This window comes from Nocardia noduli, assembly GCF_019038455.1.
GTDB lineage: Bacteria > Actinomycetota > Actinomycetes > Mycobacteriales > Mycobacteriaceae > Nocardia > Nocardia noduli.
Genome location: NZ_JAFMPL010000154.1, coordinates 1 through 13,206, shown reverse-complemented (window position 1 = coordinate 13,206; position 13,206 = coordinate 1). Strand labels below are relative to the sequence as shown.

The 13,206-nt window shown below is 67.9% G+C and carries 10 protein-coding genes; 5 read left to right on the top strand and 5 right to left on the bottom strand.

Features of this window, described 5'->3' with window-relative positions; genetic code table 11:
- Positions 1-189 precede the first annotated feature (189 nt).
- Positions 190-369, bottom strand: a complete 180-nt coding sequence (locus tag JZ792_RS38775) for a DUF6374 family protein (protein ID WP_157978233.1) — start codon at positions 367-369, stop codon at positions 190-192.
- Between the two features lie 54 nt (positions 370-423).
- Positions 424-717, bottom strand: a complete 294-nt coding sequence (locus JZ792_RS38770; RefSeq protein ID WP_216917877.1) for a hypothetical protein — start codon at positions 715-717, stop codon at positions 424-426.
- Between the two features lie 342 nt (positions 718-1,059).
- Here JZ792_RS38770 and JZ792_RS38765 point away from each other — a divergent pair, with 342 nt between their 5' ends.
- The 4 genes from JZ792_RS38765 (at position 1,060) to JZ792_RS38750 (ending at position 8,525) form a co-directional block, all read left to right on the top strand.
- Positions 1,060-1,767, top strand: a complete 708-nt coding sequence (locus JZ792_RS38765; protein ID WP_109522728.1) for a GntR family transcriptional regulator — start codon at positions 1,060-1,062, stop codon at positions 1,765-1,767.
- 62 nt (positions 1,768-1,829) lie between these two features.
- Entirely contained in the window at positions 1,830-5,381 is a 3,552-nt protein-coding gene (gene uca, locus JZ792_RS38760) for an urea carboxylase (RefSeq protein WP_254190944.1), read from the top strand.
- Positions 5,382-7,121 (top strand): allophanate hydrolase, encoded by a 1,740-nt coding sequence (atzF, locus tag JZ792_RS38755; RefSeq protein ID WP_216917875.1) that lies wholly within the window; start codon positions 5,382-5,384, stop codon positions 7,119-7,121.
- Positions 7,122-7,283: 162 nt separating this feature from the next.
- Positions 7,284-8,525: an FAD-dependent monooxygenase gene (locus JZ792_RS38750; protein ID WP_216917874.1), complete on the top strand. Its 1,242-nt coding sequence runs from the start codon at positions 7,284-7,286 to the stop codon at positions 8,523-8,525.
- Here JZ792_RS38750 and JZ792_RS38745 read toward each other — a convergent pair.
- A complete protein-coding gene (locus tag JZ792_RS38745; protein ID WP_216917873.1) occupies positions 8,498-9,046 on the bottom strand; it encodes a MarR family winged helix-turn-helix transcriptional regulator in 549 nt (182 codons plus the stop codon). The genes JZ792_RS38750 and JZ792_RS38745 overlap by 28 nt on opposite strands.
- A 60-nt stretch (positions 9,047-9,106) precedes the next feature.
- Here JZ792_RS38745 and JZ792_RS38740 point away from each other — a divergent pair, with 60 nt between their 5' ends.
- On the top strand, positions 9,107-11,209 hold the full coding sequence (locus JZ792_RS38740) for an MMPL family transporter (protein ID WP_216917872.1): 2,103 nt from the start codon (positions 9,107-9,109) through the stop codon (positions 11,207-11,209).
- Here the strand turns inward: JZ792_RS38740 and JZ792_RS38735 are convergent.
- Both JZ792_RS38735 and JZ792_RS38730 read right to left on the bottom strand, forming a co-directional pair.
- Positions 11,181-11,876 (bottom strand): arsenate reductase ArsC, encoded by a 696-nt coding sequence (locus JZ792_RS38735; protein ID WP_216917871.1) that lies wholly within the window; start codon positions 11,874-11,876, stop codon positions 11,181-11,183. The genes JZ792_RS38740 and JZ792_RS38735 overlap by 29 nt on opposite strands.
- A gap of 790 nt (positions 11,877-12,666) precedes the next feature.
- Positions 12,667-13,119 carry a Fur family transcriptional regulator gene (locus JZ792_RS38730; protein ID WP_216917870.1) on the bottom strand — a complete coding sequence of 151 codons (453 nt, stop codon included), beginning with the start codon at positions 13,117-13,119 and terminating at the stop codon, positions 12,667-12,669.
- Positions 13,120-13,206: the final 87 nt, after the last annotated feature.

The window sequence follows — 13,206 nt, the reverse complement described above, 5'->3', positions numbered from 1 at the left end:
TGGCCGGAGCGTGTGTCCGCGCCCTGCGCGTGGGGGGCGGCGGCGCCCCGGTTCGGCGAGGCCATGATCGGCTCCCCTCCTGCTGTGCGTGATAGTCGGGGATCTCACAGTAGACCGACGATGACGCCGTTGACACCCGAAATCGGTGGTGACCTGACGGTAACTCGACGCCCGCTCGCGAACGGTGGTTCAGCGGGGACGTCCGCGCAGGTTCTCGGTGTAGATTCTGAGTCCCTCATCGAGTTTTCCCGCCGCGTTCTCTAGCTGCTCGGGCGTCAGATGCTTACCGAACGCGGCGGCGTCGAGCAGCTGACGTTTGACCTCGGTGATGTTCGTCGCGGCCCGATCGAGGCGGGATAACTCGGACATAGCGAGACCATACACCTGATCGAACATATATTCGATACGGGCGCGGTCTCCGATTCATTCCCGGCCGAGGTCGGTGTAGCCGGCGGCGCGCAATGCCCTGGACGCCGCGGCTTTGCGGGCGCAACGATCGGGATGGCACGGGCGGTGGCGACGCAGGGCCTGACGGGCTTCGATGACACCGAACGGCCGTTCCGGCGCCTCGTGCGGCCACCCGGACGGCCAGACCTCGCGCACCAGGTCGTCGCCGTCGGCGGCCGGGGACGGTAGCGGCCACCAGACCGTCCCGACGATGACCGCGAGCAGCCCGGAGACCAGGATGAGCAATCCGACGAGCACGAACAGTTCCATCACTACCTCCACGAGGCTCGAGTGCGGAGCACCCGGCGCCGGGGTGTGGGCCACCCTCCGACGGCGCGGTCGGAGGGTTGTGCCGCTGAGGGGGTACGGCATCATCCCGGCGCCGGGGCTGTCATCAGCCTGGGGGCGCTATATGTCATTCGATAGCGTCCGGGTGTTGCCAGCTGTTGCAGTCTTCTCCCCTTTTTCGACGGGAATCGGTGAAGTCGGTGACCGGCGGGCGGTCGCGGGGCGAATTCTCGGTGCCTATCCGCATTCGTGGTGAGCAGACGCTTACGCCCGGATAACTTACCGTCATCTCGACGAAACACGAGGTACATAGCGTACACAGGCATGTCGACACGGGTGGCTACACTGGCCGATGCTGCGGGAAGGCCGTTGCGCGACGTCGTTTATACGACGTTACGCAGCGAGTTGATGAACGGTGACATCAAATTCGGCGAACGCCTGACCGAGCCGAAATTGTCGACGCGCTTCGGAATTTCGCGGACCCCGATCCGCGAGGCATTGACGGTCCTGTGTTCGGACGGACTGCTGCGCCGCGAGGAATACGGCTTCAGCCCCGTGCGCCCGAGTATTCCACTGATCCGGGACCTCTACGAACTTCGAATCACCTTGGAACTCGGCGGTATCGCGCGCGCTATCGACAATCCGTCGGTGCGCCACGATCTCGAACTGCTGGAAACCGAGCGTCAGAGCTGGCTGGCATTACAGGCCGATCCGCCCGAGCAGGAGCCGGGATTCGTGGTGCGCGACGAGGAATTCCACGTCACGCTGCTGACCTCGGCGGGGAACGCGGAGCTGGTACGGGCGTTGCAGGCGGTGAATTCCCGTATCAGGCACGTGCGGATGTACGACTTCATGGTCAACAACCGGATCGAGACCACGATCACCGAACATCTCGGGATTCTCGACGCGGTACTCGCCCAGGATCTTCCGCTCGCGTATCGACTGCTGCACAGCCACATCGGGGAATCCCTCGATGTCGTGCTCGAGCGCGTCACCAGGGCCATCGCCGCGATGTCCATGGAAACCGAGTAGGAGCCGCGGTGGATTTCGATACCGTGCTCGTCGCCAATCGCGGCGAGATCGCCTGCCGGGTCATGCGGAGCGCGCGTGCGCTCGGGTTGAAGACCGTCGCGGTCTATTCCGAGGCCGACGCGGGCGCGGCACACGTCGAATTCGCCGATACCGCGGTACTACTAGGGCCGAGCGCGGCGGCCGATTCCTATCTGCGCGCCGATCGGGTGATCGACGCCGCGCTGTCCAGCGGGGCCGGTGCGATTCATCCCGGCTACGGATTCCTTTCCGAGAACGCTGAATTCGCCGCCGATGTGGCCGCGGCCGGTATCGCCTTCGTCGGCCCGACGCCCGAGCAGTTGCGGATATTCGGCGACAAGCACACCGCACGCGAGGCGGCGCGCACCGTCGGGGTGCCGCTGATTCTGGGCAGCGGTCTGTTGGAATCGGCGGATCACGCGGTGTCGCAGGCGCGGCGGGTCGGTTACCCGGTCATGTTGAAGGCGGTCGGCGGTGGCGGCGGCATCGGCATGCAGTCCTGTGCCGACGACGACGAGGTTCGTGCCGCCTACCAGCGGGTGCAACGGCTGGCGTCGACCAATTTCTCCTCGTCCGGGGTCTTCCTCGAACGTTTCGTCGCTCGCGCCAGGCATATCGAGGTGCAGGTGTTCGGTGACGGGCAGGGCCGGGTGGTCAGCCTCGGCACCCGTGACTGTTCGCTACAGCGGCGCAATCAGAAGGTCATCGAGGAGGCGCCTGCGCCCGATCTGGCCGACGAGACGATCGAACGCCTGCTCAGCGCGTCGCGGGAGCTGGCGCGTTCGGTCGACTACCGGTCCGCGGGAACCGTCGAATTCGTCTACGACGCCGACCGTGGCGAGGCGTCCTTCCTCGAGATGAATACCCGTCTGCAAGTGGAACATCCGGTGACCGAGGCGGTGACCGGGGTGGATCTGGTCGAGTGGATGCTGCGGCTGGCGGGCGGGGACAGTTCGATGGTCGACGAACTGCCCGAACGCGGTCCCGCGATCACCGGGCACGCCGTCGAGGCGCGCGTCTACGCCGAGGATCCGGCGCACGATTACCGCCCGAGCGCGGGTCTGATCACCGCGGCCGACTTTCCCGACGACGCCAGGGTCGACACCTGGGTGCGCACCGGAACCGAGGTCAGCCCGTATTACGACCCGCTGCTGGCCAAGGTGATCACCGCGAACACCACCCGCGACGCGGCGTTCGAGGATCTGTCTCGCGCGCTGGCAGGCACCGTCATCCAGGGTGTCCGCACCAATATCGCGCAATTGCGCGCGGCCGCGCACGACGCCGCGGTGCTCGCCGCCGACCATCTCACCTCGACGCTGGCCGGAATCCACCCGGTCGAACATCGCGTGGATGTGCTGCGCGGCGGCACCATGACCACCATCCAGGACCATCCGGGTCGAATCGGGTTGTGGCAGGTCGGCATTCCCCCGTCCGGCCCGATGGACGATCTGTCGTTCACCCTCGCCAATTCCGCCGTCGGCAACCCGCCGCAGGCGCCCGCGCTGGAATGCACGCTGCACGGTCCGCAGCTCGCGTTCTCCGAGCCGACCGTGGTGTGCGTGACCGGCGCGGAGGCCCCCGTCACGGTCGACGGTGTGCCGGTGCGGATGTGGCAACCGGTGACCGTCGACGCCGGAGCGGTCCTCGATATCGGAGTGCCGTTCGATACCGGGCTGCGCACCTACGTCGCGGTCCGCGGCGGTTTCGACGCACCGCTGTACCACGGCAGCGCCGCCACTTTCACCCTCGGCGGTTTCGGCGGGGTGACCGGGCGGGCGGTGGCATCGGGCGATGTCATCGGCATCGTCGCGGGCGCCGAACTGGGCGCGCCGCACGATGTCACACCGGACGAGCGGCCGGAGTTCGGGCACGTCTGGGAGTTGGCGGTCGGTGTCGGTCCGCAAACCGCGCCCGCCTATTTCACCGATGCCGACATGGCGCAGTTCTACTCGCATCCGTGGCGGGTCGGCAGTCACGCCAACCGCACCGGCATCCGCCTGGAGGGGCCGAAACCGACCTGGTCGCGGGGTGACGGCGGCGACGCCGGGCTGCATCCGTCGAATCTGCACGACAACCCGTACAGCGTCGGAACACTGAACGTCTCCGGTGACACGCCGATCCTGCTCGGCCCGGACGGTCCGAGCCTCGGCGGTTTCGCGTGTCCGCTCACGGTCGTGTCGGCCCACCGCTGGAAACTCGGTCAGATGCGCCCGGGTGACACCGTGCGATTCGTCCCGGTCGACGACACCGAGGCCGACGCGCTCCGCGGCTCGAACACCGCGCGGGCACGCGCCTCGATCGGCGTATCCGGTCGCGCGGGTGACGACGATCGCGGCATCCTCGGCGGCGTCGAGGCGGCCGCCGATCGCCCGGGGGTGGTCTACCTGCGCGGCGGCGACGACAACATCCTCGTCGAATACGGCGAGATGGTGCTCGATCTCGGACTCCGCATGCGGGTGCACGCGCTGGCCGAGGCGCTCGCGGCGTCGGGCCTGCCCGGCATCGTCGATGTGACGCCGGGCGTGCGTTCCCTGCATATCCATTTCGACCCGGACGTTCTGCCCCAGCACCGGATACTCGGCGTGCTGGCGGAATTGGAGACCGAACTGCCCGCGATCGGCGACATGGTAGTTCCCAGCCGCACCATCCGGTTGCCGCTGTCGTTCGACGATCCGTCCATCGCCGAGGCGATCGATCGCTACCGCAGCGGGGTGCGCGACACCGCGCCCTGGTTGCCGTCTAATACCGAATTCATCAGGCGGATCAACGGACTCGACAGCGTCGAACAGGTACGCGCGGCGGTGTTCGACGCGGAATACCTGGTACTCGGGCTCGGCGACGTGTATCTCGGTGCGCCGCTCGCGGTTCCGCTCGATCCGCGACACCGTCTGGTCACGACCAAATACAACCCGGCGCGCACCTGGACACCGTCGGACGCGGTCGGCATCGGCGGCAAATACCTCTGCGTCTACGGCATGGCATCCCCCGGCGGATATCAGCTGATCGGGCGCACCATTCCGATCTGGTCGAGTTACCGCCAGTCCGCGCCGTTCGAGCCGGGGACGCCGTGGCTGTTCCGGTTCTTCGACCGCATCGTCTGGGAGCCGGTCACGGCCGCGGAACTACTCGAATACCGCGCCGCCGCGAAGGCGGGCCGATTCGACGCCGAGGTCGGCGATGGCACCTTCGCCTACGCCGATCACCTGCGCATGCTCACCGAGAACGCCGCGTCCATCGCGGAATTCGAGACGCGGCAGGCCGCCGCTTTCGAGGCGGAGAAGCAGGCGTGGCGTGCCTCGGGCGAATTCGAACGCGCCGCCACCGTGGAGACCGTCGCCGAACCCGCGGCGGACCCGCTGGACGGGTTGCCGCCGGGAGCGACCGTGATCACCGCGCCGATGATCGGCAATGTGTGGCGCGTCGAGGTCGAAGAAGGTCAGCGGCTGGCGGCGGGAGACCCGGTCGCCATTCTCGAAGCCATGAAATTGGAGTTGCCGGTGCACAGCCCGGGTGCCGGCACGGTCCTGAGGGTGTTCGCCGCCCCGGGAGCCAAGGTGGAACCGGGAACCCCGCTAGCAGTGATCGGAGTGGACTGAATGCCCGCAGGCGTCGTGGACAATACAGACAACACCGAAGTACACGGATCTCCGACCGAACGGGTGGCAGCCGCCTTCCGGCGAATAGCCGAGGTGGATCGCCCCGAGGTGTGGATAACACTGCGGGCACAGCGCGAAGTCACCGCCGAGGCCACCGCGCTGGAGCGCAGACTCGCCGCCGGTGAAGCACTCCCGCTGGCCGGTGTCCTGGTGGCGGTCAAGGACAATATCGACGTGGCGGGGTTGCCGACCACGGCGGCCTGCCCCGACTTCGCCTACACCCCCGAGGTCACGGCGTCCGCGGTCGAACGCCTGGTCGCGGCGGGTGCGCTGGTGTTGGGGAAGACCAACCTGGATCAGTTCGCCACCGGCCTGGTCGGCACCCGCAGTCCCTACGGGGCGGTGCGGCACGCGGTGCATCCCGAATTGATCTCCGGTGGTTCGAGTTCCGGCTCGGCGGTCGCGGTCGCGCTCGGCATCGCCGATATCGGTATCGGCACCGATACGGCGGGTTCCGGACGAGTGCCCGCGGCGTTGCACGGCATCGTCGGCATCAAGGCGACCCTCGGGATCATCCCCGCGCACGGCGTCGTCCCCGCGTGCGCCGACTACGACGCGGTGACCGTCTTCGCGACCGATCTGGACCGCGCCGTCGCGGCGGCCAGGGTCATGACCGGCCGTGACGATCGTGATCCGCGCAGCAGGACCTGGCCCGCCGATATCCGGCTCGCGGCTCCGCGACAGCCACGCCTGGCCGTGCCGCGCGCGGAGGATCTCGCCGCGCTCACCCCGAGCTACCGCAAAGCCTTCGCCGAAACCGTCGCCGCCGTGACGGAATCGGGCATCGTCACCAAGGAGATCGACATCTCCGGACTGCTGGAGGCCGCGCTCTTGCTCTACGACGGCTCGATCGTCGCCGAACGCTATACCGCGGTCGGCGCCTTCCTCGACACCGCTCCCGCCGGCGCGGATCCGACGGTGGCGGCGATCATCGCGGCGGCGGGCCGCACCACCGGCCCCGGTTTCGCGGCGGATCTGGATACCCTGGCCCGCGCCGAATCGGCGGCCGAGGAGTTGTTGCGCGAATTCGACGGACTGCTGCTGCCGACCACCACCGAACATCCGAGTATCGAAGCGGTGCAGGCCGATCCGATCACCATCAACCGCAGGATGGGCACCTACACCAACTTCTGCAATCTGCTGGATATGGCGGCGGTGGCGATTCCCGGCGCACCGACCGCCGACGGCGAACCGTTCGGCGTGATGGTGGTGACACCGGCCTTCACCGACCAGGTCGGCATCGATCTCGCGGCCCGCATCGCCCGCGTCGAATCACCGACACTGGTCGCCGACGGCGTCGACCTGGCGGTATTCGGCGCGCATCTGCGTGGGCAAACGCTGCACTGGCAGTTGGAGGAGATCGGCGCGCGGTTCACCGGAGAGGTCGAGACCACCGACGCCTACCGGCTCACCGCGCTCGACACCACACCGCCGAAACCGGGCCTGGTGCGCCACGGCCCCGGACTCGGCGCGCCGATCGTGGGCGAACTGTTCCGGGTCTCGCGCGCCGGACTCGGCGGCTTCCTCGCCGAACTGCCCCCGCCCATGGCGTTGACCAGTATCGAATTGGCCGACGGCCGTTCGGTGATCGGCTTCGCGTGCACCTACGACTCCGCGGTATCCGCGACCGACATCACCTCGTTCCGCGGGTGGAAGGCGTATTCGCAGCGCAAGAACTGATCCGAATTGTCGAAGCGATGGACCGGGGCCGGTAGCGGCTCCGGTCCATCGTCGTTTCCGGACCACCTCCTCGAACGGACGTCTTGAACATTTGTACTAGACAAACGTGCAACCGCTCTGTTAGACATATGTCTAAGACATTCGAGCAAGATTGGGGCCATCATGAACTCCTTCGACAACGCCATCGCCGCACCGCGCGTACTCGTCTGCGGCGGCGGCATCGGCGGCAACGCCGTCGCCCTGCAATTGGTCCGCGCCGGAATCCGGCCGACCGTGGTGGAACGCGCGGCGGCACCCCGCCCCGGCGGTCAGGCCGTCGACCTGCGCGGACCGAGTCGTGACGTCGCGGACCGGATGGGCCTGACGCCGGGCATCGATGCCAAGCGGCTCGACGAGCGCGGCATGCTCTACGTCGACGCGGCGGGCGAGGAATCGCTGCGCATGCCCGCCGACATGTTCGACGGCAAAGGCGGCGTCGCCGAGATCGAGATCACCCGTGGCGACCTGAACCAGGTCCTGCTCGACGCTCTCACCGAAGCCGGGGGCGCGGACTACCGCTATGGCGACCGGGTCACCGAGATCCACCAGGACGCGAACGGCGTCGATGTCACCTTCGCCTCGGGAAACGCCGAGCGCTACGACATCGTCATCGGCGCCGACGGGTTGCATTCCGCCACTCGCGAGCTGGTTTTCGGACCAGAGCGCGACTACAGCACCTACCTGGGCGGATACATGTCCTTCTTCACCATGCCGACCCCGGCGGGCGTGGAGCCGCACTGGTTCTCCATGCATTCCCTGGTTGGCGCGACCGGTATCGGGATCAGGCCCGACGCCGATCCCGCGACGTGCAAGGCACTCGTGGTCGTACGCGGTCCGGCCGATCCGGCGCTGCGCCGCGACGTCACCGCTCAGCAGCGGTTGATCCGGGAGCGGCTCGCAGGCGGCGGGTGGCATGCCGAGGCCATGCTCGCGGCCATGGACGACGCACCGGATTTCTATTTCGACGAACTGGCCAGGATCGAACTGCCGACCTGGTCGCATGGACGGGTCGTACTCCTCGGTGACGCCGGATACTGCGGTTCACCGCTGACCGGGCAGGGCACCGCGATGGCGCTGGTCGGCGCGTACCTGCTCGCGGGCGAGATCGCCGCCGACCCCACCGATCCGCACCGGGCGCTTGCCGCCTACGAGGCCGCGTTGCGCCCGTTCGTGGCGGCCGCGATGGAATTGCCGCCGGGCGGTGTGAAGGCGATGACCCCGTCGACCCGTCTCGGCATCCGCGCGGGCATGGCCGTCTCCCGCCTGATGACGACCAGGATGATGAAACCGCTGATGATGCGCATGCTCAGCAAGACCGATAGTTACACGCTGCCCGATTACCCCCGGGCGGTCCGCTCCGCCTGATCGCGGCTCACCGCGCCGAGCGCGTCGAAATGCTGTCCGAGCCCCTCGATGATCGCCGAAAGCACCCGGTGCGTGATCCGCAGATCGTCCACGCCGAAGTCCGCGATCGCGGCGCGGGTGCTCTGTCCGACCGGGACGAAGAAATCCTCGGCGGCGGCCCGACCCGGTTCGTCGTGGTACAGCAGCACCCGACGCCGATCGGATTCGTCCCCGGCTCGGCGCAGATGACCGGATTCGATCATCCGTTCCACCAGGTAGGTCACCGCCGCCGACGACATCCCCATGAGTGTGCCGAGTCGGCCCGGAGTGAGCGGGACACCCTCGTATTCGGCCGTCGCGATATGAAGCAGGGCGCGGAAATCATTGGGGCGCAGACTGTTCGACCGCGCGAAGATATGACCGAGTTGATCGGAGACAGCGGTGAGCGCGCGCAGGTCGGCGCCGATCTCTCGTTCCAGCGCGGCGCGTTCGGAACCCGCGTCGGCGGGGTGCGCGGCGGCCGTCGCATCACTGTCGGTCACGAGGTCAGCGTACAACTCTCTCCATTGCTTGATAGTTAAGAATATGAGAGAGTCCGTTTCGTGGGTATCTGGGATCGCTACGCCGCCGCCGTCACCTCCCGTCGCTCCTGGGTGTTCCTCCTGCTACTCATCGGACTGTCCGCGGCGCTGATCGGTGGCATCGGCGACAACGACACCGCGGGCCAGGCGCCGAACTCGCTGCCGGATGCCTCGGAATCGGCACGGGCGAAGGAAGTCGCCGCGCAGTTCCCCGACTCCGGTGCCGCCTCGGCCATCGTCGTGGTCACCAGGACCGACGACGGCACGCTCACCGAATCCGACCGTGCCGCGACCGTCGAGGCGCTGACCCGCGCGAACGTCGCCGGGGCGGCCGGTCGGGAGCAGACGGCGCCGGTGCCGTCGCAGGACGGCAGAGCACTGCTCGGTCAGGTCTCGATTCCCGCGCGACTCAACGGGTCGGCACTCACCGACCGGATCGACGCCGTGCGGCAGGCGTCGGGCGAAGGTCTGCCCGACGGACTGCGGCTCCAGATCACCGGCGGTCCCGCCTTCGGCGCCGATATCTCCGATTCGTTCTCCGGAGCGAACACCACCCTGCTCGCCGTCACCGCGATCGTGGTCGCGGTGCTGTTGATCCTGACCTACCGTTCACCGGTGCTGTGGCTCGCGCCGCTGCTCGTGATCGGCTGGGCGGACCGCCTGGCGACGACCGTCGGAACCGGCGTGGCCAGGGCCACCGGCCTGAGTTTCGACGGTTCCACCGCGGGCATCACCAGCGTGCTCGTCTTCGGCGCGGGCACCAACTACGCGCTGCTGCTGGTGTCGCGCTACCGCGACGAACTACACACCGAACGCGATCACCGCACGGCGTTGCGCCGGGCGGTGCGGCGCGCGGGTCCGGCGATCCTGGCGAGCAATCTCACCGTCGTGGCCGCCCTGCTCGTGCTGGTGACGGCATCGGTGCCGAGTACGAGAAGTCTCGGCGCGCTGGCCGCGTCGGGACTGCTGGTCGCCCTGGTCTTCGTCCTGCTCGGCCTGCCCGCCGTGCTGGCCGTCTGCGGGCGAAACATCTTCTGGCCCTTCGTGCCGCGCCCCGACGGTCACGACCCGGCCGAGCGGGGAATATGGCACGCGATCGCGCTGCGGGTCATCCGGCGGCCCGCGCTGGTCGCCGCGAGCGCGACGGCACTGCTCGCCGTCTGCGCCGCCGGACTGTTCACCGTCGACGTCGGACTCTCCCAGACCGAACAGTTCCGCGTCACCGCCGAATCGGTCGACGGATTCGACACCCTCGCGACACATTTCCCCTCCGGCTCCTCCGACCCGGCGCTGGTGATCGCGCGGACCTCGGCCACGTCGCAGGTGCGTGAAACCCTCGCCGCGACGCCGGGCGTCGTCCGCGCCACCGACATCGCGACCGCGCCGACCGGGCTCACCCGATGGTCGGTCGTCATCGATGCCCCGCCCGCCTCCGATCGGGCATTCGACATCGTCGAATCGATGCGTACCCGGCTCGCCGAGATCGACGGCGCGCACGCCGTCGTCGGCGGCAGCGACGCCGAGGAACTCGACGTCACGACGGCCGCCGCACGCGATCGCATGCTGATCATCCCGCTCGTTCTCGCCGTCGTCTGCCTGGTGCTGCTGGCCCTGCTGCGCGCGGTGCCCGCCGCATTGCTGCTGGTCGCGGTCACGGTACTGAGCGCGGTCGCCGCCCTCGGTCTCGGCAGTTGGCTGAGCGTGCACCTGTTCGGATTCCCCGCGATCGACACCGACGTGCCGCTTTTCGCGTTCCTGTTCCTGGTGGCACTCGGTGTCGACTACACGATCTTCCTGGTCACCCGCGCGAAGGAGGAGACACCGGCACACGGCACGACGGGCGGCATCGTTCGCGCGGTCTCCTCGACCGGCGCGGTCATCACCAGCGCGGGAATCGTGCTCGCCGCGGTGTTCTGCGTACTCGGCGTACTGCCGCTGATCACCCTGACGCAGTTGGGAATCGTGGTCGGACTCGGGATCCTGCTCGACACGTTCGTCGTGCGCACGGTCATCATTCCGGCGCTGTTCACCCTGATCGGGCCGCGCATCTGGTGGCCGAGCCGCACGATCGATCCGGACCCGGACGAGGTGGCACTCACCGACCGAACGTCATCGAGCGCCTGAGCCGCCCAGCACCCGCGGTACCCAGTTCGACCAGCAACTCCCCGACCCGCCGCTCGATATCGTCGCGGATCGGACGGACCTGCTCGACGTCGAGACCGGCCGGATCCTCGATGATCCACTCCAGGTAACGCGGTCCGGGCAGCAGCGGGCAGATATCACCGCAGCCCATGGTGATGACGACGTCGGCCGCCGCGATGATGTCCTCGGTCCACGGTTTCGGATATTCGTCGCCGATGTCGACGCCGATCTCCGCCATCGCCGCGACGACGGCCGGATTGAGCGCGGCGCTCGGTTCGGACCCGCCCGACCAGGCCACCGCCCGGCCCCGCGCCAGCTGGGTGAAGAAGCCGAGCGCGATCTGCGAGCGGCCCGCGTTGTGGGTACACAGGAAAAGCACCGTCGGATGGCGACGCGCGACCTTGCCCTCCAGCCGCGCCCGCGCCTGCAACTGCTGACGACAGAAACGTTCGGCCAGCGTCGGCAGGTAGAGCATCACCCGGGAGCGAGCCGCGAATTCGTCGTAGGACGACATCAGATAGTGGTGCACCGTATCCCAGTCGAAAACCGTCACGAATTCGGCGCGCAAACGTTCCTGCGCGCGTTCGAGGGCGATCTCGTGATCGAGTGCCAGGAGTCGATAGGACGGGGTGACTGAATAGTCAGGCACCTGTTCAGCCTGTCAGGCCGTGGTTGAAGCGGCAAGCGAACGTCTCGTGAAACGCCACCGAACGCGGTGCGGCCGAGCCGGTCACCCCTCGTGTGGACCGGCCCGGCCCGTACCTCGGATGGGATCGTCGGCGTGCACAGATTGGTTACCTGTCGCAGTGGTGATGCCTCGATCGCCGATCAGCTCTCGGAAGAGCCATATGCCATGCCTGCCCGACAACGTTCACGGTCGGGCCGGTCACCCCTCGTCGACCGGCCCGACCGGTGTTGTCTCCGGTCCGACTTGTCACCCCTCGTGTGGACAAGTCGAGCCTGGATCCCACCCCGGCAGTGGCTGTTATCCCCCCTTTCCCCGGTTACCGGCGGCAGTGGTCGACAGCGTGCGACCCCGCGTGGTTCGTCCCGTCTGCCATCTGTGCTCCCTTCGTCCTCTGCGGAATGTCTCCGGTGTGGTCCGGCTTCGAGACAAACAATGCCGTCGCGCGCTTGCTGGGGACTTAATAAGACCTTGGAGTAACGAAGTGGCCGGTGCGGAAATCAATTCGCTCCGCCCCGGCGACGTTCGCGGGATGATGTAGGCGGTGCGCCAAAAGGATTGGAGCGACGATGGAAACCGTGGTGGTCTGGGTGCTGGCCTGCCTGCTGTACTGGTGGGGCCTGCTCTGAACGAAGGAAATCCGGCCGCGCGACTGCTCTCGCCCTCGGCACGGCGGGCGCGCGGACCCTGTCCTCATAGGCACCGACGACTTCGCCCCCGGTCATCGACCGGGGGCGAACTGGTTCTCGGGGAACTACGGGCGGGGCGAGGCCGCCGCGGACTGCTCGCGCGAGCGGCAGGCGGGGCACAGACCCCAGAAGACGACCTCGGCCTCGTCGATCGCGAATCCGTGGTTGTCGTCGGGTTCCAGGCACGGGGCGCCGCCCACCGCGCAATCCACGTCGACGACCGTGTCACAGGCACGGCAGACCAGGTGGTGGTGGTTGTCCCCGATCCTGGTCTCGTAGAGCGCCGAGGAGCCCGCGGGCTCTATCCGGCGCAGGATGCCCGCGTTCACGCACGCCCTGAGCACGTCGTAGACGGCCTGGGTCGAGACGGTCCCGAGGGCTTCGCGCACGGTGGCCGCCACCCGTTCGGCGTCCGAATGCGGCCTGGTGGCGACGGCGTCCAACACCGCGAGCCGGGGGGCGGTCACCCGAAGGCCCGCCGCCCGCAACCACTCGCGTGGGCCGCCACTGTTCTGCATGAATTCGATGGTCACCCGTTATTTGGAGTTAGTCAAGAAAGCGAACCCGCATGTGAGGCGACCGACACGCCCCCGGCGCTGTCGTTC